Origin of the sequence: Actinomycetospora chlora (genome assembly GCF_039542135.1) — a bacterium.
Classification (GTDB): Bacteria; Actinomycetota; Actinomycetes; order Mycobacteriales; family Pseudonocardiaceae; genus Actinomycetospora; species Actinomycetospora chlora.
In genome coordinates, this window is the sequence record NZ_BAABHO010000056.1 from 1 (window position 1) to 25,906 (window position 25,906).

The following is a 25,906-nucleotide window of genomic DNA, read 5'->3' on the forward strand; positions in this document are numbered from 1 at the left end:
GTGCTCAGCGACGTCGGCGCGCCCGCGGTCGTCGCGGCGCGGCCGGGCGACGTCGCCCTCGGCGCGCACCGCCGACTCCGCCTCGCGGGCGGCCTCCAGCCGCGCGTCGGCCTCGGCGACGTGCCGCTGCGCGGCCGCGAGCCGGTCGCCCGCCTCGTCCGCGGCCGCCTGCATCTCGAGCAGGCTCTGGTTGCCCGACGGCCCGCCCGCGGCCCAGTCGGCGCCCAGCAGGTCGCCGGTGCGGGTGACCGCCCGCAGGTGCGGGTGCTCGCGGACGACGGCCCGGGCGGCGTCGAGGTCGTCGACGACGACGATCCCGGCGAGCACGCGCGCGACCGCGCCGGCGAGGTCATCGGGCGCGCGGACGAGGTCCGCGGCCCAGCGCGTCCCGCCCGGGGCCTCGCCCTGCTGCCCGGCGCCGGCACCGCCCCCGACCAGCAGCCCCGCCCGCCCGCCCTCGGAGGCGTGCCGCTCGGCCAGCGCGTCGGCGACGGCGTCGGGCAGGCGGACCTCGACGGCGTCGGCGGCCGGACCCAGCGCGGCGGTCACCGCGTCCTCGTCGCCGGGCGTCACGCGCAGCAGCGCAGCCACCGACCCCAGCACGCCGGGCACCCGCTCCGCGGCCGCGAGCAGGGCGCCCGCACCGTCGCGGCGGGTGAGGCCGAGGGCGAGGGCGTCGGTGCGCGCCTGCCAGTGGGCCCGGTCGCGCTCGGCGTCGCGGTGCGCCGCCCCCGCGGCGTCGACGGCGGCCCGCGCGGCCTCGTGACGCTCGACGGCCGCGTCGAGCGCGGCCTCGGGGTCGATGTCGGGGTCGCCGCCGGCCACCGACGGCTCGGCCGGCGCCTCCGTGGACGGGGCGTCGGCGAGGGGTGCGGCCTCCTCGGCCTCCCCCAGCTCCTCCCGGGCGACGGTGGCGCGCTCGCGGGCCTCGGTGAGCGACGCGTCGAGCTGTTCGAGCTCCTCCACCGAGGACGCGAGCCGCCCCCGCAGCGTCTCGACCTGGCCGGCCAGCCGGGCCACGCCCTCCCGACGGTCCGCGGCGGCCCGTGTCGCCGCGGCGAGGCGGCGCTCGGCGGTGGTCAGCGCGTCCTCGGCGCGCTCGCGGCCCTCGGCGTGCCCCTCGAGCACCGCGCGGGCCTCGGCGACCTCGGCGTCCAGCGCCGTCTCGTGGCGCTCCGCCTCGTCGGCGCGGCGCTCGAGCTCGTCCGGGTCCGGCCCGGCCGGCGCGTCCTCGGCCGTGGCGACGTGGCGGTGGCGCTCGGCGGCGAGCGCGACCGTGCCGCGCAGGCGCTCCTGGAGCGCCGAGAGCCGGTACCAGCCCTCCTGGGCGCGGGTGTGCGCCGGCGTCGCCGCCTCGAGCGCCGCCTCGAGCGCGCCGACCCGCTCGCCGACCTCGGCCAGGGCCCGCTCGGTCTCGTCGCGCCGCCGGCGGGCGGCGTCCTCGTCCGCCTGCTCGCGGGAGATGGTGGAGCGCAGTGTCACGAGGTCGTCGGCGGCGAGGCGCAGCCGGGCGTCGCGCAGGTCGGCCTGGATGGTCTGCGCCCGCCGCGCGATCTCGGCCTGGCGGCCCAGCGGCTTGAGCTGGCGGCGCAGCTCGGTGGTGAGGTCCGCGAGGCGCGTGAGGTTGGCCTGCATCGCCTCGAGCTTGCGCAGCGCCTTCTCCTTGCGCTTGCGGTGCTTGAGGACCCCGGCGGCCTCCTCGATGAACGCCCGCCGCTCCTCGGGCCGCGACTGCAGGATCGCGTCGAGCTGCCCCTGGCCGACCAGCACGTGCAGCTCGCGGCCGATGCCGGAGTCCGACAGGAGCTCCTGGACGTCGAGCAGGCGGCAGCTGCTGCCGTTGATCTCGTACTCGCCGGCGCCGGAGCGGAACACCCGCCGGGTGATCGACACCTCGGCGTAGTCGATGGGCAGCGCGCCGTCGCCGTTGTCGATCGTGAGCGTGACCTCGGCCCGGCCCAGCGGGGCGCGCCCCGACGTGCCGGCGAAGATGACGTCCTCCATCTTGCCGCCGCGCAGGGCCTTGGCCCCCTGCTCGCCGAGCACCCAGCTGATGGCGTCGACGACGTTGGACTTGCCCGAGCCGTTGGGCCCCACCACGGCCGTGATGCCGGGCTCGAAGCGCAGCGTCGTCGACGACGCGAAGGACTTGAAGCCCTTCAGCGTGAGGCTCTTGAGGTGCACGTGAGCGGCCTCGGTGGGTGGGGGGCGACGCGTTCCGCCGATGACGGTACCTCGACGTCACATCGTGACCCGCGAGGTCACGCCTCCGAGGGTGTCCGACCCCGAGAGCCAGGAGGCCACCGTGCTCCGCACCCGCCAGGCCCACGCGACACCCGCGCCAGCGACCGACCCGGCGACCGACCCAGCGACCGACCGACGGACGGCCCTCGCCGACGGCCTCGTGCGTTTCCTCGAGTCCGGGGAGCCGGAGCCGGGGCTGTTCGCCCCCGACGTGTTCTGCGACCTCGTGCTCCCGCGCTGGCGCCTGCAGGCCCGGGGCGTGGACGACGCCGTGGCACTGCGCCGGTCCGGCCACCCGGCCCGCGGCCGCGTCCCGCGCCGCCGGGTCGACCCCACGCCCACGGGGTTCGTCCTCGAGGTCGAGGAGGTCTGGGACGACGACGGGGAGCGCTGGTGCTGCCGGGAGCTGTTCCGCGCCGACGTCGGCGCGGACGGGATCGTCGAGCTCGCCGTGTACTGCACCGGGGACTGGGACGCCGCCCGTGTCGCCGAGCACGCGACGGCGGTGTCGCTGCTGCGGCCCTGACCGGCCTCGCCGGGCCTAGCATCCCGGGCGTGACGGAGTCGGCCGCCGGGCCGGCCGACGTGCCGGACGCCGAGGTCGAGGCGCTCCTGGCCCGCGTGGGCGATCGGGGCTTCGGCACGGTGCCCGGCCGGACGCCGGCCCTGCTCCACGAGGCCTACGACCGGGCGCAGGGCGTGCCCCGCGCCCGGCTGGCCGTCGCGCTGGCCCGCGCGTGGGCCTACGGGGGTGACCCGGGCCGTGCGGCCGGGTTCGCCGCCGAGGCCCTCGCCGCGGCCGAGGAGCGCCCCGACCCCGCGCTGCTCGCCACGGCGCTCGACGCCCAGCTGCTCGTGCACTGGGGCCCCGACGACCTCGCGGCGCGGCGACGCATCACCGCGCGTCTCGAGGACACCGTCGCCCACCTCACCGACGTCGAGGCGCGGATGTCGGCGCACCTCTGGCGGCTCACGGTGGCGTGGGAGGACCTCGACGCGACCGCGGCGCGGCGCCAGGTCCGCGCGCTCGACCTCCTGGCCGCGGAGTCCGGCGCCGACCGCGCGCGCTTCTTCGCCGCCGCCCGACGCGGCGCGCTCGCCCTCGTCACCGGCGACCTCCCGACCGCCCGGTCCGCCCGGCGCGAGGCGGTCGCCGCCGGGGAGGCCGCCGGGGAGGCCGACACGGCGGCGGTCGACCACGAACTCGCGGCCGGGATCGCTCGCCAGGAGGGCGACCTCGCGGCGCTGGCGCGCGAGGCCGCGGCCTTCGTCGAGTTCGGCCTGGCCGAGGGCATCGGGTCGATCGCCGCCGAGGGAGCGGCGATGTGGGCCGAGGTCGGCGAGCACGACCGCGCCCGCCACCTCCTCGACGAGCTGGCCGGCGCCGATCTCGCCGGCGTCCCCCGCGACGTCGACTGGCTGCTCGTCATCACCTCGCTGGCGTCCGTCGCCGTCGCCGTCGGCGATCGCGACGTCGTCGCCGCAGCGGTCGAGCGGCTGGGCCCTTACGCGGGGCGGGGCGTCGTCAACGCGGGCGTGGCGTTCGTCGGGGTCGTCGACGACGTCCTCGCCTCGGCCCACCGGGCCCTCGGGAACGACGTGGCGGCCGAGAGCGCCGCGGACGCCGCCGCGGCCGCCTACCGCCGGCTCGGGGCGCGGTGGTGGCTGCGCGGGCTCGGCCCGGCCGTGCCGGATCCACGGACGACGCCCGTGCCCGCGCCGGTGCGACGGCACCTGTGGCCGGGCCCTGACCGGGTCTGGTGGGTCGGGCGCGAAGGGTCCCTGGGCGCGCTGCGCGAGGCGCGGGGCCTGCACCACCTGCGGGTCCTGCTGGCCCGGCCGGGGCAGGGCGTCCCGGCGCTGGAGCTGGCCGACGCCGCCGCCGGCCATCCCGGCCGCGGCGTCGCGGAGGGCGACCTCGGCCCGACGCTGGACCGCCGGGCGCTGGCGGCCTACCGCGCACGGCTCGCCGAGATCGACGCCGAGCGCGACGAGGCTGCGGCCCGGGCCGACGCCGGACGCGTGGGGCGTCTCGACGACGAGCGTGAGGCCGTGCTCGCCGAGGTCCGCGCCGCGACCGGACTGGGCGGACGCCCGCGCCGGGCGGGCGGCGCCGCCGAGCGTGCCCGCGTGGCGGTGCGCAAGGCGATCGCCGGCGCCGTCGAGCGCGTCGCCGCCGTCGACCCGGCGACCGGCCGCTACCTGACCGACACCGTGACCACCGGCGCGGTGTGCCGCTACGACCCGGACCCCGACCGCCCCGGGGTGTGGGTGCTCGACGACCCGACGGCGCGGTAGCGAGCCCGAAACGTCCTCGGGATCGGTTCGGTGGGTGTGTCGTGTCGCAGCACCGGCCGTTTGCCGTCCCCGGCGCGTCGTCAACCCGGACCCATGGCTACCGCGACCCACTACCTCGAGGTCAACGCCCCGGCCGCGCAGTGCTACCAGTGGTGGCGGCCGCTGACCCACCTGCCCCAGATCATGGACGACGTCCGGTCGGTCGAGCCGAAGAGCGGCCAGGCCGACGTCACGCACTGGACGGTGGACGGCCCGCTCGGCAAGTCCATCGAGTGGGACGCCAAGATCATCGACGAGGAGACCGACCGCAAGATCGCGTGGAAGTCGCTCGAGGAGAGCAACAACCACGTGGAGACCGGCGGCGCCGTGCGCTTCGACCCGCACGGTGACACCACCGGCGTCGAGGTCAGCCTCCACGTCACCACCCCCGGCGGCGCCGTCGGCGACCTGGGCGCCAAGCTCTTCGCCGACCCGCAGAAGAAGATCGAGAAGGCGCTGGAGGAGTTCAAGCGGCTGATGGAGTCCTCGCCGCGCGCCTGAGCGACCCCCAGCGAGATCGCACGTCCCGGGCCCCGCACCCACCGGTGCGGGGCCCGACGTGTCCCCGGTGGCGCGGCGACGCCCGTAGCCTGGCGTCATGACCGAGCCCGACCCGGCACCCAGCGGCTACACCGACGACGGTGTGCCGACGTTCGACCACGTCCGCGAGACGATCGAGCGCCGGGCGGCCACGGCGATGGGCGCCGAGGAGCTGGCGAACGAGAGCGCCGCAAGCCGGGAGCGCGCCGAGCGCGAGGCCGACCACGACGCCGCGGCCCGCGACAAGCTCGAGGAGATCCGCCGCTCGCTGCGCGGCGGGTGACCCTCAGCCCGGCGGTGTCGCGAGGCGCAGCGCCGCGGACGTGCGGTCGTGCACGCCGAGGGCGGCGTAGGCGTTCTCGAGGTGCTTGCCGACCGTGCGCCGGCTGATGCCCAGCTCGTGCGCGATCGCGGCGTCGGTGGCGCCCCGCGCGACGCCGGCCACCACCGCGCGCTCCCGGGCGGTCAGGCCGCGGCACGACGGCCCGTGCGCGGCGCGCCAGAGCGCGTCGGCGACGTGCGGGCGCACGAGCAGCAACAGCGCCCGTTCGCGGTCGTCGAAGCCTCGGCGGGCGCGGTGCACGACGACCCGGGCCTCGGTGCCCTCGCGGCGCAGGACGAGCCCGGCGCGGTGACGCCCCGCCCCCGTCCTCCCGGGCGGCCACGACCACGCCCGGCCGTCGAAGCCGGTGCCGGTCAGGGTGTCGGTCGCGACGAGCGCGGCGAGCCGGGGCCACAGGCCGGCGTCGAGGTCCGCGGCCCCGCGCACGGAGACGGCCGCGGCGGCGACGTCGAGCGCCGCGTCGAGGGCGCGCTCGGCGGACATGGGCACTCCGACGGCCGGTCGGCGGGTCACCGAGTGTCGTACCGTCCAGGCCTCGCGGACACCGTCGTCACCCTGTTGGCCTACGGAGTCCTCCGTATCGAGCACGGGCCGCACGCGGCGCTTCACTGGTGGGCCACGACCCGGAGGAGGCCCGTCATGCGCCGGATGCTCGACTGCCGCGAGGTGCCCAGCGACAGCGGCTGCACGTTGACCCTGACCGGCGAGGAGGACGAGGTCCTCGAGGCCGGTGCCGCGCACGCCGTCGCCGTGCACGGCCACACGGACGGCCCGGAGCTGCGGGAGGGCCTGCGCGGCGCCCTGCGCGACGCGCCCCAGGCCACGGGCGCGGGGGCGTTCGTGCAGCTCATCGAGTTCCGCACGCAGGCCTACGACGAGATGGACGCCCTCATCGACGGCTGGATGGCCGAGATCGGCGGCGACCGCACCGCACGGTGGATGGTGATGGGCCGCGACCGCGACCGCGCCGACACCTACGTCGAGGTCGTCGAGTTCCCCAGCGTCGAGGCCGCGCAGCGCAACTCCGACAGCCCGGTGACCTCGGCGTTCGCGGGCAAGATGCAGGGCGTCTGCGACGGCCCGCCGACCTTCCGCAACCTCGACGTCGTCCGCGCCGAGACCCCTTGACTCACGGGTGGCGGCGCCGCGGGCGGGGCTGGCAGACCGGGCACCAGTACGACGACCGGTTCATGAACGGCGCGCGCCGCACCGGCGTCCCGCACCGCGGGCACGGGCGGTCCTCCTGCCCGTAGACGGCCAGGGCGCGGTCGAAGTAGCCCGAGGCGCCGTTGACGTCGACGTAGAGCGCGTCGAACGACGTCCCGCCGGCGGCCAGGGCCTCCCCCATGACCTCCGACGCCGCCGCCAGCAGCCGCCGGCCCTCGGGGCGGGTGAGCGTCGCCGTCGGGCGCTCGTAGTGCAGCTTCGCCCGCCACAGCGACTCGTCGGCGTAGATGTTGCCGATCCCCGAGACCAGCGTCTGGTCCAGCAGCGCGCGCTTCACCCCGGTGCGACGCCGCCGCAGCCCGCCGACCGCGGCCTCGGCGTCGAACGCCGGGTCCATCGGGTCGCGCCCGATGTGCGCGACGGGCACGGGCAGCGCGTCCGGGCCGGTCACGTCGGTGACGGTCAGCCCGCCGAAGGTGCGCTGGTCGACGAAGCGCAGCTCCGGACCCTCGTCGTCGAAGCGCAGGCGGATGCGCAGGTGCTTCTCGTCGGGCCGGTCGCCCGGCTGGACGAGGAGCTGCCCGCTCATGCCGAGGTGGGCGAGCAGGGCAGCCTCGGCCTCGCCGTCGGGCTCGCCCAGTTCCGCCCACAGGTACTTGCCGCGCCGCCGCACGGCGCGCAGGACACGGCCGCTCAGGCGTTCACCAAGCTCGGGTGCCCCGCCGGCCTGGCGGCGCACCGAGCGCGGGTGGAGCACCTCGACGGACTTGACCCGCCGACCGGTGACGTGCTCGGCGAGGCCCCGCCGGACGACCTCGACCTCGGGCAGCTCAGGCACGTCCCGAGGACCCGTCGTCCCCCTCGAGGAACTGGTACGCCGAGCGGGCGGCCTTCTGCTCGGCCTCCTTCTTGGTGCGGCCCACGCCGGTGCCGCGCTCCACCCCGGCGACGACGACCGTCGCGGTGAACTCCTTGAGGTGGTCCGGGCCCTCCTCGGCCATCCGGTACTCGGGCACGCCGAGGTCGGACGCCGCGGTGAGCTCCTGGAGGCTCGTCTTCCAGTCGAGCCCGGCGCCGAGCAGCGGCGCGGTGCGCAGCAGCTCGCCGAACAGGCGCTCCACGAGCCGGCGGGAGGTCTCGATGCCGTGCTGGAGGTGCACCGCGCCCAGCACCGCCTCGACGGCGTCGCCGAGGATGCTGGGCTTGTCGCGCCCGCCGGTGAGCTCCTCGCCGCGGCCCAGGTGCAAACGGTCGCCCAGGCCGAGCTCGCGGGCGACGCCGGCGAGCGCGTGCATGTTGACGACGCTCGCGCGCAGCTTCGCCAGCTGGCCCTCGGGGAGGTCCGGGTGCTCGCGGTAGAGCCGCTCGGTGACGACGACGCCGAGGACGGAGTCGCCGAGGAACTCCAGGCGCTCGTTGGTGGGCAGGCCACCGTGCTCGTAGGCGTAGGACCGGTGCGTCAGGGCGAGCTCGACCAGTTCGGGGTCGAGGTCGACCTGCAGCACGTCGCTGAGCGTCGGCTCCTGGGGAGGCTCCGCCGCCTCGATGCTGGTGGCCGTCACGTCACGTCCGCGCGGCTCGGCCTCAGGCCGGGGTGACGGCCCGGCGGCCGGCGTACTGGCCGCAGTGCGGGCACGCCACGTGCGGCGGCTTCGGCTTGGCGCACGCCTTGTTCTGGCACGCCTCCAGCTGCGGCACCGACGCCTTCCACTGCGAGCGGCGGGCGTGGGTGTTCGCGCGCGACATCCGGCGCTTCGGGACGGCCACGGTTCTCTACTCCCTAGTTCTCGTTGCGGCCGGTGCCGCCGTACTTCTCCTGCAGCGCGGCCCAGCGAGGATCGATTGTCTCACGAGCCTCCCCGGCCGGGACGAAGGCCCAGGCCTCCGGGTCCGGGGACACCACGCCGGCACAGTCCTCGCGGCACAGCGGGGTCACCGGCAGCTCCAGCAGGACCGCGTCGCGCACCGCGGGCTCGAGGTCGATGCGCTCGTCGACGATGCGGCTGACCTCGTCGGAGTCGGCGGTCTCGTCGGTCACCGAGTCCGGGTAGGCGTACAGCTCGGTGAGCTCGACGCCGACGTGCTCGGTGAACGGCTCGAGGCAGCGCGAGCACTCGCCGGTGACGTCCGTGTCGACGGTGCCGGAGGCGAGCACCCCCTCCATGACCGACTCGAGGCGGAGGTCCAGGTGGATGGGCGCGCCGACGGGCACGCCGATCATGTCGAGCCCGAAGCCCTCGGGCGCCGGCACGTCGCGCTGCAGGAGCTTCATCTGGCCGGGCCGGCGCAGCAGCTCGCGCGCGACGTCGACGACCCACGGGCTCGTCGTGGCCGGCGTGGGTGCGGGGTGCTTGTTCTCGCCTGTCATCTCACCGCTCGGTGACGTGGGACGGGCCCGGATCGGGACCCGACCGATCAGTCTACGCGAGCCGGGTCAGGCCCCGAGGCGCTCGCTCAGCCGCTCGCTCCACCGCGGCCGGCGCCCCTCGCGCTCGTGGTCGCGCAGCTCGGGCTCGCGGTCGTCGGGCTCGTCGCGGTCGTCCCGGCCGCGGGGCGGGCCGGCGGCGACGGCGCCGGACGGGGCGCTCATCCGCAGCTCGTGGCGGTGGCGCCCGACCGTGTCGAGCACCGACTCGAGCGTCTCGGAGAAGTCCGCCAGCGTGCCGTCGACGTAGTGGTCGCACTCGGTGCGGCGGCGCTCGGCCTCGTCGGTGGCGGCGTCGACGAGCCGGCCGGCCTCGGCGTGGGCGGCGCGGGTGACCTCGTGGGCCTCGACGAGCCGTGCCTGCTCGGCGCGCCCGTCGGCGACGGAGCGCTCGTAGTGCTGCCGGCCGGCCTCGACCATCCGCTCGGCCTCGGCCTCCGCGCGCTCGGTGAGCTCGGCGTACTCGCGACGGCCCCGCCCGACGGTGCGCTCGGCCTCGTGCTCGGCCTCGGCGATCATCTGCTGGGCCTGCTCGCGCGTCTCGGCCAGGAGCCGGTCGGCCTCGACGCGGGCGTCCTCCCGCGCGCGCTCGGCCTCCTCGGTCGCGTCGGCCACGAGCTTGTCGCGGTGGTCCAGGACGTCCTGGGCGTCGTCGAGCTCGCCGGGGATCGCCTCACGGACGTCGTCGAGGAGCTCGAGCACGTCGCCGCGGGGCAGGACGCAGTTGCTCGTCATGGGCAGCCCGCGCGCCTCCTCGCAGAGGGTCACGAGCTCGTCGAGCGCCTCGAACACGCGGTACACGCCGAGCAGTGTGCGCCCGGCGATCACCGAGCCCGGGCATTCCCCGCGGGCGTCGGCGTGTCGTTCCCGGTCCCGCTCAGCGCCCGAGACGCTCGTGCAGCCGCCGCAGCACCTCGGGGTGGAGGAACGCCGCGACGTCCCCGCCGCCGCGCGCGACCTCCTTGACCAGCGAGCTGGACACGAACGAGTGCGCGGGATCGGTGATGAGGAAGACCGAGTCGACGCCGGTCTGGTGCCGGTTCATCTGCGCCATCGGCTCCTCGAACCCGAAGTCGGTCGCGGAGCGCAGACCCTTGACCAGCGCCGCCGCCCCGATCGACCGGCAGTAGTCCACGACGAGGCCGGAGAACGCGTCGGTGCGGACGTTGCCGACGCCGTCGAGCGCCGTGGCCAGCAGGTCGCGGCGCTCGTCGACGGTGAACAGGCCCTGCTTGGCCGGGTTGACCGCCACCGCCACGACGACCTCGTCGAACAGCGCCGCGGCCCGGGTGATGACGTCGACGTGCCCGAGGGTGACCGGGTCGAAGGAGCCGGGGCAGACGGCGATGGTCATGGTGCTCGATCTTTCCAGAGGGCCAGGATGCCTCCACGTGGACGCCGATCTGCTGCGGGCCGACCTCGCCGCGCTCTACCCGCAGTTCGGGCTGCGCGTGGCGCACGCGGGCACGGTCCTCGTCGCGCCGACCGACGAGGAGCTGCTCGAGCTGGCCGAGGTCGTCGCGGAACCGGGCGGGGTGGTCGCACCCGGGCGCGAGGGCGAGCTCCTGGGCTGGCCGGACGTCACCGGGGAGCCGGCCGCCCGCCGGTTCCTGGAATGGGCGTGGCGGCTGCGCGAGGCCCCGGCGCCGGCCCGCTGGCGGGCCCCGTTCGCCGTCCTCGACGGCGGGCGCGCGCTGGGCCTCGCGGTGCTGGCCCACGAGCTGGACGACCCGGCGGGCACGGCCCGCACGTCGTCCTGGCTCGCCCGCGGCGACCAGGGGCGGGGCCTCGGGCGGCGGGTGCGACTGATGCTGCTGGAGGTGGCGTTCGCCCACCTCGGGATGGCGCGGGCCGTGACCGGTGCCGCCGAGGGCAACGCCGCGTCCCGCCGGGTGTCGCGGCGCTGCGGGTACCGCGAGACCCAGCGCGTGACCGGGTCCGACGGTGTCGTCGAGGTGCACGCCGCGGTGACCCCGGCGGCCTGGCGACGCCGGCGTCTGCCCGACGTCGACGTCGAGGGCGTCGAGGCGTTCCTGGCGGCGATCAGCTCGTGAGCAGCAGACCCCACCAGACCGCGCAGAAGCCGCCCCAGACCGACCATGCGGCCGCCACCCAGCGACGGTCGGCCCGGATGATCGCGACGACCGCGCAGGCCGCGCCGAGCAGGGTGAAGACCAGCCCGCCGTGGAGGAAGAGCTCGTGCCCGACCGGCCAGCACCCGGGTGACGAGGCCCGGCGGTAGCAGCTGTCGTCGACCCACGCCGCGAGCCCGCCGCCGAACCAGGCCCCGAAGAGCCCGACGACGGAGATGATCCACAGCGCCGCGACGGCCTGCGACCGGGCGCGGGCCCGTGGTCCGGGGTGGGGTGCGACGAGCACGGCGTGCCTCCGCTGCTGGTGACGGTGTGTGCTCCTCGGACGGTCGTGGTCCCCCGGGATGTTCCCGGCCCACGCACCCGGCCGCGCCAGCTGCGCCGACCGGGGCCGTTTCCGGCCCTGTCCCCGGCGGTGAACCTCCCCGACTCGACCGGAGGAGGCATCCCCATCCCCGAGGACGACCGACGACCGACCCGCCGCACACCGCCGAGGTCCGCGGCGGACGGCACCGAGGCGGCCGCGCGCCGCTCCGGCGACGGCCACCGCGCCGAGGCCGCGTCGCGGCCCGACGTCTACCTGGACGTGCCCAGGCTCGAGGTCGAACACATCGGCCTCGAGGTGGAGGACCTGCGGGCGAAGGTGTCCCTGCAGGCCGAGGTGCTGAACCTGCTCAAGCTCAACGTCGGGGTCGACGCCCAGCTCGGGAAGGTGGCGCTGGAGATCGACGGCGTGCAGGCCGAGGCGACGCTGAAGGTCCGGCTGGACGAGGTCGCCGGGATCATCGACCGCGTCCTGACCACGATCGACCGCAACCCCCAGATCCTCGAGACGATCGCCCGGACCGCGCAGGACGCGGTGCAGGAGGTCGGCTCGGGGGTCGGCGACGCCGTCGGGGAACTGGGCCAGCAGGCCGGACAGGCGGTGGGCGAGCTCGGCCAGCAGGCCGGGGGCGCGGTCGGGGAGCTCGGCCAGCAGGCGGGCGACGCCGTCGGGCAGGTCGGCGAGCAGGCCGGGGACGCGGTCGGCCAGGCCGGCGACGACGCAGCAGCGTCGACGACCGGGTCGGGCAGCGGCTCGGACGACCGACCCGCCGAGCAGGACCAGGGCGGGCGGGGCCAGGGCGGGCGGGGCGGCGGCCGCTCGCCGCGGTTCGGCGCCACGAGCCGCCCCCGTGCCGAGCGCCGGGCGACCGGATGAGCGACGACCGCGAGCCCGACATCGAGTTCCGCAGCCGCGTGCGGGCCCGCCGGCTGCGCTTCCACGACGACCCGGAGGTCCGCATCGACGCCACGGTCTCCGGGAGCCGGCGGGTGAACCTGCCCGACCGTGTCCGCCGTGACGTCACCTACCGCGACGTGCAGGTGGACGAGGTGATCCTCGCCCGGCTCGAGGACTGACCGGGCCCCGGGCGGCCGGCACGCGGCCGGCCGCCCGGGCCGCTCGTCAGCTGCCGGACTCGCTCGAGCGGCGCCGGCGCGTCGTCGTCGTGCGACCGCCCTCGTCGCCCTCCGAGCGCCGCGGCGTGCGCGGGGCGCGGGGACGTGCCGGGGCCTCCCCCGACCCGCTGGGCCGGCGCCGCCGCGTCCCGGTCCCCCGCCCCGGGTCGGCGTCCGGGGTGTCCTCGGGGCGCTTCGAGCGCCGCGAGCGCGGCGACGACTCCGGCGCCGGCTCGTCCGCGCCCGACTCCTCGTCCTTCGGGCGACGGCGCAGGTGCAGCCGCCCGGCGAGGCCCTGGCGCTCCCCGCCCTCCTGCTGCTCCGCGTCCTCGCCGTCCCCGGTGTCCTCGCCGCGGTCCTCGCTCGCCGCCGCCTCGCCGACGTCGACGCCCTGGTCGGCCCCACCGGCGTCGTCCGCGTCGACGGCCTCGTCGTCGTCGACGGCCTCGTCGTCGTCGACCGCCTCGTCCTCGTCGACGGCCTCGTCCTCGTCGACGGCCTCGTCCTCGTCGACGGCCTCGTCCTCGTCGACCGCCTCGTCCTCGTCGACCGCCTCGTCGGCGTCGTCGGCGGCGTCGGTGTCCTCGGCGGCGTCGGTGTCCTCGGCGGCGTCGGTGTCCTCGAGGCCCTCGTCGGACTCCTCCTCGAGGTCCTCGAGGTCCTCGAGGTCCTCGCGGTCCTCGTCGGCCTCGGCGACCGCGTCCTCGTCGGGCTCCTCGACGTCGTCGTCGGTGTCCTCGAGCTCCTCGTCCGTCGCCTCGACGGCCTGGTCCGCGTCGCCGGAGTCGAGGGCGCCGGTGGAGCCGTCCTGCTCCCCCGGCCCCTCCTCCTCGGTCGTGATGTCGATCCGCACCCGGCGCCCCCCGATGACGAGGGAGCCGTGCAGGTCGATCGACTCGATGCCGAGCGCTTCGGTCATGGGCGTGGGTCCTTCCGGGGGTGCCGGACGTCGGCGTCCGGTCGTCGAGTGCCGCGGCCGGGGATGTCGACCCGCCGCACGGGAGCGCGGCATTCCCTGGTCCCGGGCGCCCGACGCGGCGTCGACGGCGCGTCGGGCGAAGTGGCTCCGGGCGGCCCATCGGGTGCGGCCCGCCACCGCGGGCCGCTCCGTCCCCCGGCGCGGAGGGGATCCGCCGTCCGCGGCGCGGTCAGGTCGTGAAGGCGGTGACCGTGACCTCGCCCGGCCCCGCGACCGCGGACCGGTACACGAGGGCGCCATCCGGATTGCGCACCCGCTGCTGTCCGCCGTCGCCTCGCAGGCCCGACGCCGCGAGCCACGGTGCGGGGTCGAGCCGGACCGTGAGCACCACCTGCGTGTCGATCCCGCCCTGGGTCTCCAGGCGCACCGGAGCCGCCCCCGCGGGCAGCGGGGCCAGGGCGGCGAACCGCAGCGCCCGCGCGACCTGCTCGCCGCTCGGCGGCCCGGCGGCCGGGCGCTCCGGCTCCACCCCGACCGTGCACGCCGCACACGCGAGCACGAGCATCACGAGACCGACGAACCGGCGTGTCGCGTCAGCGAGCATGTGGCGATCCTGGCTCCGGATGCCAGCAATGCCGCGTTGCTCGCACCGGGTCAGGCCGCCGTGGCGAGGTGGATCGTGGTCTCGCCGTAGGTGCGGGGGCCGTCGGGTTCGAGGCCCTCGGGCCAGGTCGGGGCCGGGGACCGGGTGTCGCGCTCCACCACCACGACCCCCTGGGGGCGAACCCAGCGCGGGAGGAGGGCGAGGACGTCGTCGACGGGGTCGGCGTAGGGCGGGTCGACGAAGACGAGGTCGACCGGGCCCGGCGTCCGGCGCAGGTAGGCGAGCACCGCCGAGCGGCGCACCAGCGCGCCCGCCACCCCCGCGACGCGCGCGTTGTTCTGGATCACCGCGCAGGCCCGCGGGTCGCGTTCCACGAGCACCGCCGTCGACGCTCCCCGCGACAGCGCCTCGAGCCCGAGCGCGCCGGAACCGGCGAAGAGGTCGAGCACCTCGGCGTCCTCGATCGCGCCGCGCGCCTCGAGCGCGGAGAACACGGCCTCGCGCACGCGGTCCGCCGTCGGGCGGGTGCCCGTCGGGGGCACGGCGATCTGCCGCCCACCGGCCACGCCGCCGATGATGCGGGTCATCAGCCCAGCACGACGACCAGGTCGCCGCCCTCGACCTGCTGCACCGCCCCGATCGCCAGCCGCTCCACCGTGCCGGCGCTCGGCGCGGTGATCGAGGCCTCCATCTTCATGGCCTCGATCGTCGCGACGGTCGCGCCCGCCTCGACGTGGTCGCCCTCGCCGACCTGCAGCGTCACCACGCCGGCGAACGGCGCCGGCACGTGGCCGGGGTTGCCGCGGTCGGCCTTCTCGGCGGCCTTGACGTCGGTGTCGACGGCGCGGTCGCGCACCGACAGCGGCCGCAGCTGGCCGTTGAGCGACATCAGGACCGTGCGCATGCCGCGCTCGTCGGGCTCCGAGATCGCCTGGAGCTCGATGAGCAGCTGGACACCGGTGTCGATGTCGACGGCGTACTCCCGCTCGGGCTCCAGCCCGTAGAAGAACTCCTGGCTGCGCAGCACCGACGTGTCGCCGTAGGCCTGGCGGTGCTCGCGGAAGTCCGTGGTCGGACCGGGGAAGAGCAGGTCGTTGAGCGTCGACGCCCGGTCGGACTCGAGGCCCTTGCGGTCGTCGTCGGAGAGCTCCGCGACGCCCGGCCTCTCGGTGCGCCCCTCCAGCGCCCGCGACCGCAGCGGCTCGGGCCAGCCGCCGGGCGGGTCGCCCAGCTCGCCGCGCAGGAAACCGATCACCGAGTCGGGGATGTCGTAGCGCGAGGGTTCGGCCTCGAACGCCGCCGGGTCCACCCCGGCGCCGACGAAGTGCAGCGCCAGGTCCCCGACCACCTTCGACGACGGCGTCACCTTCACCAGGTGCCCGAGCATCCGGTCGGCCGCGGCGTAGGCGTCCTCGACCTGCTCGAACCGGTCACCCAGCCCCAGCGCCACGGCCTGCTGGCGCAGGTTCGACAGCTGCCCGCCCGGGATCTCGTGGGTGTAGACGCGGCCGGTCGGCGAGGCCAGCCCCGCCTCGAACGGCGCGTACACCTTGCGCACGAGCTCCCAGTAGGGCTCGAGCGCGTTGACCGCGTCCAGCGAGAGCCCGGTCTCGCGCTCGCTGTGGTCGGTCGCCGCGACGAGCGCGGACAGCGACGGCTGCGACGTCGTCCCCGCCATCGACGCCACGGCCGCGTCGACGGCGTCCACCCCGGCGTCGATCGCCGCGAGCAGGGTGGCGAGCTGGCCGCCCGCGGTGTCGTGGGTGTGCAGGTGCACGGGCAGGTCGAAGCGCTCCCGCAGCGCGGTGACGAGCCGCCGCGCAGCCGGTGGGCGCAGCAGGCCCGCCATGTCCTTGATGGCCAGGACGTGCGCGCCGGCCTCGACGATCTGCTCGGCGAGGCGCAGGTAGTAGTCGAGCGTGTAGAGCCGCTCGCCCGGGTCCATGAGGTCGCTCGTGTAGCAGAGCGCGACCTCGGCGACCGCGCCGCCGGAGGCGCGCACCGCGTCGATCGCCGGGCGCATCTGCCCGACGTCGTTGAGCGCGTCGAAGATCCGGAAGATGTCGATGCCGACGCGGGCGGCCTCGGCGACGAACGCGTCGGTCACCTCGGTCGGGTACGGCGTGTAGCCGACGGTGTTGCGCCCGCGCAGCAGCATCTGCAGGCACAGGTTGGGGACGGCCTCCCGCAGGCGGGCGAGGCGCTCCCACGGGTCCTCGGCGAGGAAGCGCAGCGCGACGTCGTAGGTCGCGCCGCCCCAGCACTCCAGCGAGAGCAGCTCCGGCGCCGTGCGGGCCACGTGCGGCGCGACGTCGAGCAGGTCGCGGGTGCGCACGCGCGTGGCCAGCAGCGACTGGTGGGCGTCGCGGAACGTCGTGTCCGTGACGGGCACCGTCGACTCCGCCCGCAGCCACGCCGCGAAGCCCTCGGGGCCCAGCTGCGCCAGGCGCTGGCGCGACCCGTCCGGCGGCGGCGACCCGAGGTCGGCCGCGGGCAGCTTGACGCGCGGGTCGACCAGGCGCGGGGGCTCGCCGTGGGGCTTGTTGACGGTGACGTCGGCGAGGTAGGTCATCAGGCGGGTGCCGCGGTCGGCCGGGGCGCGCGCCGCGAGCAGCTCGGGGTGCTCGGCGATGAAGCTCGTCGTCACCCGGCCCTCGCGGAAGTCCGGCTCGTCGAGCAGGGCCATCAGGAACGGGATGTTGGTGGCGACGCCGCGGACCCGGAACTCGGCCAGCGCGCGGCGGGCGCGCCGCACCGCGGTGGTGAAGTCGCGCCCGCGGCAGGTGACCTTGACCAGCAGCGAGTCGAAGTGCGCGCTGATCTCCGCACCGGCGTAGGCGGTGCCGCCGTCGAGCCGCACGCCCGACCCGGAGGCCGAGCGGTACGCCGAGATCATCCCGATGTCGGGGCGGAACTCGTTGGCCGGGTCCTCGGTGGTGATGCGGCACTGCACCGCGAACCCGTGCAGCGCCACCGAGTCCTGGGAGAGCTCGAGGTCGGCCAGCGTCTCCCCCGACGCGATGCGCATCTGGGCGGCCACGAGGTCGACGTCGGCGACCTCCTCGGTGACCGTGTGCTCCACCTGGATGCGCGGGTTCATCTCGATGAAGTGGTGCCGGCCGTCGCCGTCGAGGAGGAACTCGACGGTGCCGGCGTTCACGTAGCCGATCGCCTCGGCGAACCGGACCGCGTCGGCGCAGATCCGCTCGCGCAGCTCGGGCGGGAGGTGGGGTGCGGGCGCGATCTCGACGACCTTCTGGTGGCGTCGCTGGACCGAGCAGTCGCGCTCGAAGAGGTGCATGACGTGGCCCGCTCCGTCGGCGAGGATCTGCACCTCGATGTGCCGCGGGTCGACCACGGCCTGCTCGAGGATCACCGTCGCGTCGCCGAAGGCGCCCGCGGCCTCGTTCATCGCGGCCTGCAGCGCGTCGCGCAGGGCGGCCGGCTCGCGGACCAGCCGCATGCCGCGCCCGCCGCCGCCCGCCACGGCCTTGACGAAGATCGGGAAGGACATCCGCTCCGACGCCGCCAGGAGCGTCTCGAGATCGTCCGAAGGGTCGCTGGAGTCCAGCACCGGAACCCCGGCGTCGCGGGCGGCGGCGACGGCGCGGTGCTTGTTGCCGGCCATGGCGAGCACCCGCGGGGGCGGCCCGATGAAGGTGATGCCGGCCTGCTGGCACGCCGTGGCCAGCCCGGGGTTCTCCGAGAGGAACCCGTACCCGGGGTAGACGGCGTCGGCCCCGGAGCGCCGCGCCGCGGAGATGATCTCCTCGACCGAGAGGTAGGCGCGCACGGGGTGGCCGACCTCGCCGATCTGGTAGGCCTCGTCGGCCTTGAGGCGGTGCTCGGAGTTGCGGTCCTCGTGCGGGAAGACGGCGACGGTCGCCGCCCCCAGCTCGTAGGCGGCCCGGAAGGCCCGGATCGCGATCTCGCCGCGGTTGGCGACGAGCACCTTGCGGAACATCGGCCGTACCCTCCTGCCGCCCCCGCCGCTGGTGCGGCCGGCGCAACCTACCGCGGGCGACCTCGGTGTCGGCAGCGTCGCGAGAGCGACGTGCGCCATGGTCGTGCGGTATCAAGGAAGCAGGACTTCTCGACGGGGAGGGACACCGTGGACCGACCGAGGCGTTCCGCCGCCCCCTGGTTGTTCGGCGTCGCCGTGCTGCTCGCGCTGCTCTCCCCGGTCGTCTTCCTCGCCGTGTGGGTCGGCGCGGGCGACATCGAGGGCTTCGGGGTGGCGCTGCTCGCCGCGGTCGCCGACCTCGTCGCCGCCGCGATCGCCGCCGTCGTCGCGACGGTGCTGGCGCTGCGCCGCGGCATCACGCGCGTCCGCACCGTGGTGCACGGCCACCCGCAGGGCCGGGTGGGCCGGCTCGCCGAGCACGAGTCCGCCCGCTGGCACCAGGCCCGCCGCCGGTTCGCCGCCCTGCAGGCCGAGTACGCCGCGTTCGAGGCCGACCGCGGGGCCGTGGCCGCCCGCCCGGCGCTCGCCGACGTCACCGTCCCCGCCACCGCGCGCTTCGTGCAGGCGCTGGGCGACGCCGAGTTCCTCGCCACCGAGACCGAGCCGGCCGGGCCGCGGCGCGTCGAGTTCGCCAACGCCGTCGACCGCGCCGACGCCGCCTGGCAGGACGCCCAGCGCGTCGCCGAGGGCCTCGCCCAGGCCCGCCGCGAGGGCTACCGGGGCGATGCGGGTCCGGCCGGGCACGCCGCGCCGCACGAGACCCGCGCGGTGGACCCGGCGCCGCCGCGTGTCGCGCCGCCCGGCTCGGAGTACACCCAGGCCGCGGAGGCCGTCCGCCGCGCCGCCGCCCGCGGTGCCCGCGACCTGCGCGACCGCCTCCGCGCCTGACCCCTGTCGATCACCCGCGGACGGCGGCCGCGAAGGCCGCCGGCTGCTCCACCTGCACGTAGTGCCCCGCGCCCGGCACCACGACGACCCGGCGCGCCGGGGCCAGCGGGGTCACGGTCGGGACGGTGAGGTCGGGTGCCCCGCCGGCGACGACGAGCACCGGCACCGCGAGCGGCCGGGGATCGGCGCGGTTGGCCGCGGCGTCGCGGTCGAGGGCCCGGTAGCGGCCCATCGCCGCGTCCAGGCGGCCGGGCGGGCCGTAGGCGGCGACGGCCTCGTCGAGCGGGAAGGCCGGGGTGCGGGTGAAGGCGGCGAGGAACGCCCGGAGCCGGTCGCGCTCGGCGGCCTCGACGGCGCCGGGCGGGGCGTCGCCGAACGTCCGCAGGTGCGGCGGCCCGAGCTCGGCCAGCCCGTAGCCGGGGACGCCGCCCCCGGAGAGCACCAGCCGCGCGACCTGCGCGGGGTGCCGGCGGGCCCAGGCGACGGCGGTCATGGCCCCGAGGTCGTGACCGACGACGGTCGCGGGCGGCAGGTGCAGGGTGGCCGCGACGTCGGCCAGGTCGTCGGCGAGGTCGGCCGTCGCGTAGGCGTCGGTGCCCGGCGGGGCGAGGCCGGAGCACCCCGCGCCGCGCAGGTCCGGCAGGACGACCCGGTGGTCGGCGGCGAGGTCGGTGGCGACGGCCCGCCAGGTGGCCGCGGTCTCGGGGAACCCGTGCAGGAGCACGACGGGCGGCGCGCCGGGCGGGCCCGCGACGGTGACGTGCAGGCGTGTCGCCGCCGTGGTCACGGTCGTGACGGCACCGCCCGGCACCGCCGGGGCGCAGGGGTCCGGGCCGTCCGGCGCACCGCACCCGGCGACGAGCAGGAGCACGAGCGCCACGACTGCTGCGCCGAGCGGGCCCCCCGGTGGACCCGAACGGCCGCAGCGTGCCGTCGACACCTCGCTGACCACGGATCGAGCATGCCGGTCACCGTGAGAAACGGACCGATCACCCTGTCGTCGGCGTTTGTGTCGTACGCAACGGGGCTATTCCTCGATCACGGACTCGGTGAGTGGGAGCTGGGGAGCCTCCGCACACCACATGGCCCGGGCCAGGTCGTTCGGGGCGACCGGCCCGGGCCCTCCTACGTCCGGGGTTCTGGCTCAGGCCAGGCGGCGGATCGTGTTGACGTCGTCCATGCGCCGCGCGGTGTCCGAGATCTTGACGTCCTCGCCGGAGCGCGGGGCCTCGATCATCTTGCCGTTGCCGATGTAGATGCCGACGTGGCTGACCGGGCTGTTGAAGAAGATGAGGTCGCCGGGCTGCATGTTGGCCTGCGAGACCTCCTGGCCCTCCTGCGCCTGGGCGCGGGAGGTGCGCGGCAGGTCGATGCCGGCGTGCTCGAACGCCCACTGCGTCAGGCCGGAGCAGTCGAACCCGTCGGGGGTCGTGCCGCCCCACACGTAGGGCACGCCGAGCTGCCCGCGGGCGGCCGCGATGGCCCGCTGCGCCACCGAGGAGCCGACCGACGAGGCCTGGCTGTCCGAGGAGGAGGACGACCCGGTGCTGCGCGCCGACTGGCGCTGCTGGCTCTGCTGCTGCTCGGTCTGGCGGGCCACGGCCGCACGCTGGTCCGGCGAGTCGTGCTTGATCGACTGCGCGGCGCCGGCGCCCGAGCTCACGACGGGCAGCACGGAGGACGTGGCGGCGTCGGTGTCGTGCGCCGCCGGGGCCACCGCGAGGTTGGCCGCGGCCAGCTGCGGGGAGATGGCGTGCTCGCCGGTGGCGGGTGCCGCCTCGTCGCCGAACAGGCCGTGGGTGGCCAGGCCGCCCGCCGTCGCGACGGCGCCCAGGGCCGCCAGCGACAGCCCCGCGGTGCGCGCGGCCCGCGAGAGCGGGTGGGAGTGCGTCGACTCCGGGTGGCCACCGCCGTGGCGCCCGTGGGCGCCGTGAGCACTGCGGGAGAGGTACTGCTCGGGCAGGACGCCCAGGGAACCCGTCGTCGCGTCCTCGGGGGCGCGGTGACGTCCCGCCGGACGCGAGGTCGGGGCCTCGGCGATCTCGGGGAGCACAGCCGTCATGCGCGTTCTCCTCGTCCGCCGGGCAGCGCGCATCGACGGCGCGGCCGTGGGGTCGGCCTCGCTGTCGAGGACGGCGGGCCGCTGGGGAGCTGCGGCGCGACGTCGGACACCCGCCCCGTCCTGGGAGGTGGTGCGCTCCGGGGAGGCCGCCGGACGGGGAACCGGACGGAGCGGCCGAGCGCGCCGCCGGGCTGTGATGCCTGGCGACCACCAGAACGTAACCGATCCGTGACCCCGCAGCGCCACGCCACGCCGGGTCAGCGCGCTCGCCGGTCGTCGCACCGCGCTCATCGGCACACCGCGTGACCCCGCAACCGCTCGCCGCGACGATGCCCCGATCCGGTGACGACGAGCGGGCTCCTTCACCGCCCGTTGCTGGTCAGCGGCCGGTCGGGCGGACGGTCCGGGCTGCTACAGCCGTTCGAGGAAGTCGGCCTGCTCGTCGCCGACCACCGAGCGCACGAGACCGGCGAGACCTGGGTGACGGGCCAGCGTGGGGTCGGCGGCGACCACCGCCCGGGCCTCCTCGCGCGCCTCGGCGAGGAGGTCGCCGTGCTTGAGCACCGAGAGCATGTGCAGCCCCGAACGCCGTCCGGACTGCTGGGCGCCCAGCACGTCGCCCTCGTCGCGCACCTCGAGGTCGAGCCGGGCGACGTCGAAGCCGTCGGGCGTCGCCGCCAGCCGCTCGAGGCGCTCCAGCGCCGGCGAGCCCTCGGCCGCGTCGGTGACGAACAGGCACGACGACGCCGCCGCTCCGCGGCCGACGCGGCCCCGCAGCTGGTGCAGCTGGGAGACGCCGAACCGGTCGGCGTCGAGGATGATCATCATGGTGGCGTTCGGGACGTCGACGCCCACCTCGATCACGGTGGTGGCCACGAGGACGTCGACGTGCCCCTCGCCGAAGGCGCGCATGACCGCGTCCTTCTCGTCGGCCGGCATGCGGCCGTGGAGCACCTCGAGGCGCAGCCCGGCCAGGGGGCCCTCCGCGAGCATCGGCGCGACCTCGGTGACCGCCAGCGGCGGCCGGCTCTCCGTCTCCGGGCGCTCCTCGCCGTCCTCGCCCGCGCCGGGATCCTCGGGGTCGAGCAGGTCGGCCGCGGTCCGCGGGCCGGGCTCGTCCCCCTCCTCGCCGCCCTCCTCGCCGATGCGCGGGCACACGACGTACACCTGGTGGCCGGCCGCCACCTCCTCGTGCACGCGCTCCCACGCGCGGTCGAGCCAGCGCGGCCGGACCGCGGCGGGCACCGCCGTCGTCGCGATCGGCTGCCGGCCGGCGGGCAGCTCGTCGAGCTCGGAGGTGTCGAGGTCGCCGTAGAGCGTCAGCGCGACCGTGCGCGGGATGGGCGTCGCCGTCATGACGAGGACGTGCGGCGTCGTCGCGCCCGGCCGGGAGCGCAGCTCGTCGCGCTGGTGCACGCCGAACCGGTGCTGCTCGTCGACGACGACGAGCCCGAGGTCGGCGAACCCGACGCCCTGCTGGATCACCGCGTGGGTGCCGACGACGATGCCGGCCGCGCCCGACTGGGCGTCGAGCAGCGCCTCGCGCCGCGCCTTCGCGCCCAGCGAGCCGGTGAGCAGCGTGACGCGCGTGGCGTGCCCGTCCGGGTCGGCGTCCAGCTCCCCCGCGCGGCCCAGCGGCCCGAGCATCGCCCGCAGCGAGCGGGCGTGCTGGGCGGCGAGGACCTCGGTGGGCGCGAGCAGCACCGCCTGCCGTCCGGCGTCGACCACCTGGAGCATCGTCCGCAGCGCGACCACGGTCTTGCCCGAGCCCACGTCGCCCTGCAGCAGGCGGTTGAGCGGCACCTCGGTGGCGAGCACGTCGGCCAGCGACTCCCCCACCGCCCGCTGGGCGCCGGTGAGCGCGAACGGCAGGCGGGCGTCGAAGGCGGCGGCGATGCCGTCGTCGCGGCGGGGGCAGGCCGGCGCGGGCCGCGACGTCGCCCCGGCCCGGCGCCCGACCATGGCGAGCTGCAGCCCGAACGCTTCGTCCCACACCAGGCGTCGCCGCGCGGCGGCCTGCTCGGCCCAGGTGTCGGCCAGGTGCACCCGGCGCAGCGCGTCGCCCAGGTCGGCGAGCCCGTGCTCGGCGCGCAGGGTGTCCGGCAAGGGGTCCTCGGGGGTGTCGAGCAGGTCGAGCACCTGGCGGACCGCCATCATGATCACCCAGGACCGCAGCTTCCTGGTGGCCGGGTAGACGGGGATCAGCCCCGGCAGGTCGGCGCTGCGGCCCTCGCCGAGCACGATGAACTCGGGCGCGGTGAGCTGCCAGCCGCCGCGGTAGCGGCTGACGTCGCCGGAGAAGAGGGCCCGGGTGCCCGCCGCCAGGTCGCGCTCGCGGTAGGGCTGGTTGAAGAACGTGCAGGTGAAGTGCTGCGTCCCGGCCGTCACCGACGCCTCGGTGACGTGGCCCTTGCGGTGGCGCATGCGGCGCCCGGTGACCCGCTCGACCGTGCCGAGCAGCGTCACGTGCTCGCCCGGGCGGAAGCGCTGGTCCTCGCGCTCCGAGCTGTGGGTCACCAGCGAGTGCTCGATGTACCGGCGCGGGTAGTGCCGCAGGAGGTCTCCCACGGTGTGCAGCTCGAGCTGGCGGGCGAGCGGCCGCGCGGTCTTGTCGCCCAGGGCCGTGAGCAGCGACGTCTCCATGCCGACCACGCCCACGAGCATGTCACCCCGCCCCGACAGCGGCCGGGATCGGCCCGCGCCCACCCCGCCACCGGTCCCCTCGCCGGGCCTCGGCTACCCTGGACGCCGGAGCGCACCCCCGGTCCGTCCGGTGCGGGTGCGCGTGTGTGCGGAAATCGTCAGCGTGTCGAGGAGTTCAGCCGTGAGTGCCGTCTGTGACGTGTGCGCGAAGGGCCCGGGGTTCGGGAAGTCGGTGTCGCACTCGCACGTGCGCACGAATCGTCGCTGGAACCCGAACGTGCAGGTCGTGCACACCCGCCTGGCCAACGGCAACCGCCGGCGGATGAACGTGTGCACGTCCTGCCTCAAGGCCGGCAAGGTCGCGCGCTAGGCGTCAGCCCAGCTCGTCGCGGACGGCCTCCAGGGCCGTCCGCGTCGCCGCCGGCGAGAGCGCCTGCACGCAGAGCAGCTCCATCGTCGCCTGGTAGTCGTCGACGTCGGCGCGCTTGTCGAGGTACAGCGCGCTGGTGAGCTGCTCGAGGTAGACCACGTCGGGCACCTGCGACTCCCGCGGGAAGCGCAGGATGCTGAACGGGCCGCCCGCGCCGGCGTGACCGCCGAGGTGGAACGGCACCATCTGGATCACGACGTTGCGCCGCTCGGAGAGCTCGATGAGGTGCTCGACCTGCGCGCGCATGACCTCGGGGCCCCCGGTGAGCCGGCGCAGCGCCGCCTCGTCGACGACGGCCCACAGCGTCAGCGGCTCGCCGTCCGGGTCGCCGTCGAGCACGCGCTGGCGCCGCAGGCGGAACTCCACCCGCCGCTCGACGTCCTCGGCGGACATCGTCGCGTGCCCGAGCGTCGTCACGTGGCGGGCCATCGCCTCGGTCTGCAGCAGGCCGGGCACGAACTGCGGCTCGTAGGTGCGGATCTGCGTGGCCGCCTGCTCGAGCCCGACGTAGGTCTCGAACCACGACGGCAGCAGGTCGCCGTAGCGGTGCCACCAGCCCGGCGTGTTGGCGCGACGCGTCAGCGCGAGCAGCACCTCGCGCTCCCCGGCGTCGTCCACCCCGTAGAGCGAGAGCAGGTCCGAGACGTCGCGCTCCTTGAACCCGGTGCGTCCGTTCTCCAGCCGGCTGATCTTGGCGTGGGAGCCGCGGATGCGGTCGCCGGCCGCGTCGCGGCTGATGCCGGCGCGCTCGCGCAGGCCGCGGAGCTGCTGGCCGAGCATGATCCGCAGGACCGTCGGACCGCCGCCGGGCGCGTCACGGATGTCCCGGACGGGCCCGGACGGGCTCGCTGCGCCGTCCGTCCCCGCGCGTTGCCCGGAAGGGACCACGCCGGAACCTCCACCGACCTCGTCTCGACGGCGCGCGGCAGCGCGTCCGGTTGCCGACCCTAACAGTCGTGCCGGACGGGGCTCGCCGGTGCGGCGGGGCGGTTCCTACGCTCCCTCCGCCAGGAGGTCGTCGAAGTCGCCGTCCTTCGCGCCGAGGAGGAAGGCCGTCATCTCCGCGCGGGTGTAGACGAGCACGGGGCCGTCGCGGTGCCGCGAGTTGCGGACGGCGACCCCGCCGTCGGGCAACGGGGCGACCTCCACGCAGTTGCCCTTCGGGTTGCTGCGGCGGCTCTTGCGCCACCGCACCTCGCCGGGACCCTCTCCGAGGATCTCCCGGACGTGCGCCGACTCCGGCATGCGACCTCCCCCCGGTCGTGCAACGGCTCTCACGCAGTGCAGATGTTCTTGCATCTGCACACTACGTCGGTCAGGATCGAGGCCGTCGCGCATGTCGGGTGGAGCGGCGAACGGAGGTCCACGTGAGCCAGCCGGGACGCCCCGGGCCGCCGGGCCGTGGGTCCGCGCCGCTCCGCGTGACGTCCGAGCGCCTCACGGAGGACGAGGCCCGCGCCGCCGCGGCGGCCTCCCCGGCACCACCCGTCCCCGCCGCCGCGGTCCCGGCCGCGCCCGCCGCGACCGTCGCGACGGCCACCGTCGACGCCACCGGCCCGCTCGCGACATCCACCGACGCCTGGGGCCCGTGGACCGGGTCTCCCGCCCTGCCGGTCGTGGCCCCGTCGGCGCTGCCGGTCGTCGCGCCGCGCCCGCGCCGCCGCTTCGGCGAGCTGTGGCGCCTCGTCTTCGCGCGTCGCCGCGCCGGCCGGCACCGTCCGGAGAACACCCCGCCGGCGAGCTGGAGCATGTTCGCCCCGCAGCGCCGCCGCCGGTCGCGCTGGGGCCGGCGCTGACCCCACTCGCT

29 protein-coding genes are annotated in these 25,906 nt (G+C 76.3%); 11 read left to right on the top strand and 18 right to left on the bottom strand.

Annotation, left to right across the window (positions count from 1 at the left end; all coding sequences use genetic code 11):
• The coding region (locus ABD994_RS25845; protein WP_345422471.1) for an AAA family ATPase at nt 1-2,184 on the bottom strand (2,184 nt) is incomplete at its 3' end.
• A 91-nt stretch (nt 2,185-2,275) separates the two neighbouring features.
• Here ABD994_RS25845 and ABD994_RS25850 point away from each other — a divergent pair.
• The 4 genes from ABD994_RS25850 (at nt 2,276) to ABD994_RS25865 (ending at nt 5,404) form a co-directional block, all read left to right on the top strand.
• Nucleotides 2,276-2,770: a hypothetical protein gene (locus ABD994_RS25850; RefSeq protein WP_345422474.1), complete on the top strand. Its 495-nt coding sequence runs from the start codon at nt 2,276-2,278 to the stop codon at nt 2,768-2,770.
• 29 nt (nt 2,771-2,799) lie between these two features.
• Complete coding sequence (locus ABD994_RS25855; protein ID WP_345422477.1) at nt 2,800-4,542, top strand: hypothetical protein; 1,743 nt, start codon at nt 2,800-2,802, stop codon at nt 4,540-4,542.
• 93 nt (nt 4,543-4,635) lie between these two features.
• On the top strand, nt 4,636-5,082 hold the full coding sequence (locus ABD994_RS25860) for an SRPBCC family protein (protein ID WP_345422480.1): 447 nt from the start codon (nt 4,636-4,638) through the stop codon (nt 5,080-5,082).
• Nucleotides 5,083-5,179: 97 nt separating this feature from the next.
• On the top strand, nt 5,180-5,404 hold the full coding sequence (locus tag ABD994_RS25865; protein WP_345422483.1) for a hypothetical protein: 225 nt from the start codon (nt 5,180-5,182) through the stop codon (nt 5,402-5,404).
• Nucleotides 5,405-5,407: 3 nt separating this feature from the next.
• Here the strand turns inward: ABD994_RS25865 and ABD994_RS25870 are convergent, their stop codons facing one another.
• On the bottom strand, nt 5,408-5,947 hold the full coding sequence (locus ABD994_RS25870) for a helix-turn-helix transcriptional regulator (protein WP_345422486.1): 540 nt from the start codon (nt 5,945-5,947) through the stop codon (nt 5,408-5,410).
• A 156-nt stretch (nt 5,948-6,103) separates the two neighbouring features.
• On the opposite strand from ABD994_RS25870, the gene ABD994_RS25875 reads away from it, so the two are divergent.
• Nucleotides 6,104-6,592, top strand: coding sequence for a DUF1059 domain-containing protein (locus ABD994_RS25875; protein WP_345422489.1), 489 nt, complete (start codon nt 6,104-6,106; stop codon nt 6,590-6,592).
• A 1-nt stretch (nt 6,593) separates the two neighbouring features.
• Here ABD994_RS25875 and mutM read toward each other — a convergent pair whose 3' ends face one another.
• The 6 genes from mutM to coaD form a co-directional block, all read right to left on the bottom strand.
• Nucleotides 6,594-7,469: a bifunctional DNA-formamidopyrimidine glycosylase/DNA-(apurinic or apyrimidinic site) lyase gene (gene mutM / locus ABD994_RS25880; protein WP_345422492.1), complete on the bottom strand. Its 876-nt coding sequence runs from the start codon at nt 7,467-7,469 to the stop codon at nt 6,594-6,596.
• Nucleotides 7,462-8,193 carry a ribonuclease III gene (gene rnc / locus ABD994_RS25885; protein ID WP_425550129.1) on the bottom strand — a complete coding sequence of 244 codons (732 nt, stop codon included), beginning with the start codon at nt 8,191-8,193 and terminating at the stop codon, nt 7,462-7,464. The genes mutM and rnc overlap by 8 nt, the downstream gene beginning before the upstream one ends.
• A gap of 22 nt (nt 8,194-8,215) precedes the next feature.
• On the bottom strand, nt 8,216-8,398 hold the full coding sequence (rpmF, locus tag ABD994_RS25890) for a 50S ribosomal protein L32 (RefSeq protein WP_274198908.1): 183 nt from the start codon (nt 8,396-8,398) through the stop codon (nt 8,216-8,218).
• 13 nt (nt 8,399-8,411) lie between these two features.
• Nucleotides 8,412-8,999: a YceD family protein gene (locus ABD994_RS25895; protein ID WP_345422495.1), complete on the bottom strand. Its 588-nt coding sequence runs from the start codon at nt 8,997-8,999 to the stop codon at nt 8,412-8,414.
• A gap of 66 nt (nt 9,000-9,065) precedes the next feature.
• Nucleotides 9,066-9,857 (bottom strand): F0F1 ATP synthase subunit B, encoded by a 792-nt coding sequence (locus tag ABD994_RS25900; RefSeq protein ID WP_345422498.1) that lies wholly within the window; start codon nt 9,855-9,857, stop codon nt 9,066-9,068.
• A 76-nt stretch (nt 9,858-9,933) separates the two neighbouring features.
• Nucleotides 9,934-10,410 (bottom strand): pantetheine-phosphate adenylyltransferase, encoded by a 477-nt coding sequence (coaD, locus tag ABD994_RS25905; RefSeq protein ID WP_345422500.1) that lies wholly within the window; start codon nt 10,408-10,410, stop codon nt 9,934-9,936.
• A gap of 37 nt (nt 10,411-10,447) precedes the next feature.
• Here coaD and ABD994_RS25910 point away from each other — a divergent pair, with 37 nt between their 5' ends.
• Complete coding sequence (locus ABD994_RS25910) at nt 10,448-11,110, top strand: GNAT family N-acetyltransferase (protein WP_345422502.1); 663 nt, start codon at nt 10,448-10,450, stop codon at nt 11,108-11,110.
• Here ABD994_RS25910 and ABD994_RS25915 read toward each other — a convergent pair.
• Nucleotides 11,100-11,435 (bottom strand): hypothetical protein, encoded by a 336-nt coding sequence (locus tag ABD994_RS25915; protein WP_345422505.1) that lies wholly within the window; start codon nt 11,433-11,435, stop codon nt 11,100-11,102. The genes ABD994_RS25910 and ABD994_RS25915 overlap by 11 nt on opposite strands.
• 129 nt (nt 11,436-11,564) lie before the next feature.
• Here ABD994_RS25915 and ABD994_RS25920 point away from each other — a divergent pair, with 129 nt between their 5' ends.
• Nucleotides 11,565-12,350 carry a hypothetical protein gene (locus ABD994_RS25920; RefSeq protein ID WP_345422508.1) on the top strand — a complete coding sequence of 262 codons (786 nt, stop codon included), beginning with the start codon at nt 11,565-11,567 and terminating at the stop codon, nt 12,348-12,350.
• The gene (locus tag ABD994_RS25925) at nt 12,347-12,550 is read left to right on the top strand and encodes a hypothetical protein (RefSeq protein ID WP_345422511.1); all 204 of its coding nucleotides are present in this window, start codon (nt 12,347-12,349) and stop codon (nt 12,548-12,550) included. The genes ABD994_RS25920 and ABD994_RS25925 overlap by 4 nt, the downstream gene beginning before the upstream one ends.
• A gap of 46 nt (nt 12,551-12,596) precedes the next feature.
• Here ABD994_RS25925 and ABD994_RS25930 read toward each other — a convergent pair whose 3' ends face one another.
• The 4 genes from ABD994_RS25930 to ABD994_RS25945 form a co-directional block, all read right to left on the bottom strand.
• On the bottom strand, nt 12,597-13,508 hold the full coding sequence (locus tag ABD994_RS25930; protein ID WP_345422515.1) for a hypothetical protein: 912 nt from the start codon (nt 13,506-13,508) through the stop codon (nt 12,597-12,599).
• A 229-nt stretch (nt 13,509-13,737) separates the two neighbouring features.
• Entirely contained in the window at nt 13,738-14,112 is a 375-nt protein-coding gene (locus ABD994_RS25935) for a hypothetical protein (protein ID WP_345422518.1), read from the bottom strand.
• A 50-nt stretch (nt 14,113-14,162) separates the two neighbouring features.
• Complete coding sequence (rsmD, locus tag ABD994_RS25940) at nt 14,163-14,699, bottom strand: 16S rRNA (guanine(966)-N(2))-methyltransferase RsmD (RefSeq protein WP_345422522.1); 537 nt, start codon at nt 14,697-14,699, stop codon at nt 14,163-14,165.
• The gene (locus ABD994_RS25945) at nt 14,699-18,076 is read right to left on the bottom strand and encodes a pyruvate carboxylase (RefSeq protein ID WP_345422525.1); all 3,378 of its coding nucleotides are present in this window, start codon (nt 18,074-18,076) and stop codon (nt 14,699-14,701) included. The genes rsmD and ABD994_RS25945 overlap by 1 nt, the downstream gene beginning before the upstream one ends.
• A 147-nt stretch (nt 18,077-18,223) precedes the next feature.
• Between ABD994_RS25945 and ABD994_RS25950 the strand changes: the two genes are divergently transcribed.
• The gene (locus ABD994_RS25950; protein WP_345422528.1) at nt 18,224-18,964 is read left to right on the top strand and encodes a hypothetical protein; all 741 of its coding nucleotides are present in this window, start codon (nt 18,224-18,226) and stop codon (nt 18,962-18,964) included.
• 10 nt (nt 18,965-18,974) lie between these two features.
• On the opposite strand, the gene ABD994_RS25955 is transcribed toward ABD994_RS25950, so the two are convergent.
• From ABD994_RS25955 to ABD994_RS25965, 3 genes are all read right to left on the bottom strand, one after another.
• Nucleotides 18,975-19,844 carry an alpha/beta fold hydrolase gene (locus ABD994_RS25955; protein ID WP_345422531.1) on the bottom strand — a complete coding sequence of 290 codons (870 nt, stop codon included), beginning with the start codon at nt 19,842-19,844 and terminating at the stop codon, nt 18,975-18,977.
• 264 nt (nt 19,845-20,108) lie between these two features.
• Nucleotides 20,109-21,026 carry a C40 family peptidase gene (locus ABD994_RS25960; protein ID WP_345422534.1) on the bottom strand — a complete coding sequence of 306 codons (918 nt, stop codon included), beginning with the start codon at nt 21,024-21,026 and terminating at the stop codon, nt 20,109-20,111.
• Nucleotides 21,027-21,437: 411 nt separating this feature from the next.
• Nucleotides 21,438-23,669, bottom strand: a complete 2,232-nt coding sequence (locus ABD994_RS25965) for an ATP-dependent DNA helicase RecG (RefSeq protein WP_345422604.1) — start codon at nt 23,667-23,669, stop codon at nt 21,438-21,440.
• Nucleotides 23,670-23,850: 181 nt separating this feature from the next.
• Between ABD994_RS25965 and rpmB the strand changes: the two genes are divergently transcribed.
• Nucleotides 23,851-24,039 (top strand): 50S ribosomal protein L28, encoded by a 189-nt coding sequence (gene rpmB, locus ABD994_RS25970; RefSeq protein ID WP_345422537.1) that lies wholly within the window; start codon nt 23,851-23,853, stop codon nt 24,037-24,039.
• Nucleotides 24,040-24,042: 3 nt separating this feature from the next.
• On the opposite strand, the gene ABD994_RS25975 is transcribed toward rpmB, so the two are convergent.
• Together ABD994_RS25975 and ABD994_RS25980 are read right to left on the bottom strand one after the other, a co-directional pair.
• Nucleotides 24,043-24,987, bottom strand: coding sequence for a helix-turn-helix domain-containing protein (locus tag ABD994_RS25975; protein ID WP_345422541.1), 945 nt, complete (start codon nt 24,985-24,987; stop codon nt 24,043-24,045).
• A gap of 105 nt (nt 24,988-25,092) precedes the next feature.
• On the bottom strand, nt 25,093-25,344 hold the full coding sequence (locus tag ABD994_RS25980; RefSeq protein ID WP_345422544.1) for a DUF397 domain-containing protein: 252 nt from the start codon (nt 25,342-25,344) through the stop codon (nt 25,093-25,095).
• 122 nt (nt 25,345-25,466) lie between these two features.
• On the opposite strand from ABD994_RS25980, the gene ABD994_RS25985 reads away from it, so the two are divergent.
• Nucleotides 25,467-25,895 carry a hypothetical protein gene (locus tag ABD994_RS25985; protein WP_345422547.1) on the top strand — a complete coding sequence of 143 codons (429 nt, stop codon included), beginning with the start codon at nt 25,467-25,469 and terminating at the stop codon, nt 25,893-25,895.
• Nucleotides 25,896-25,906: the final 11 nt, after the last annotated feature.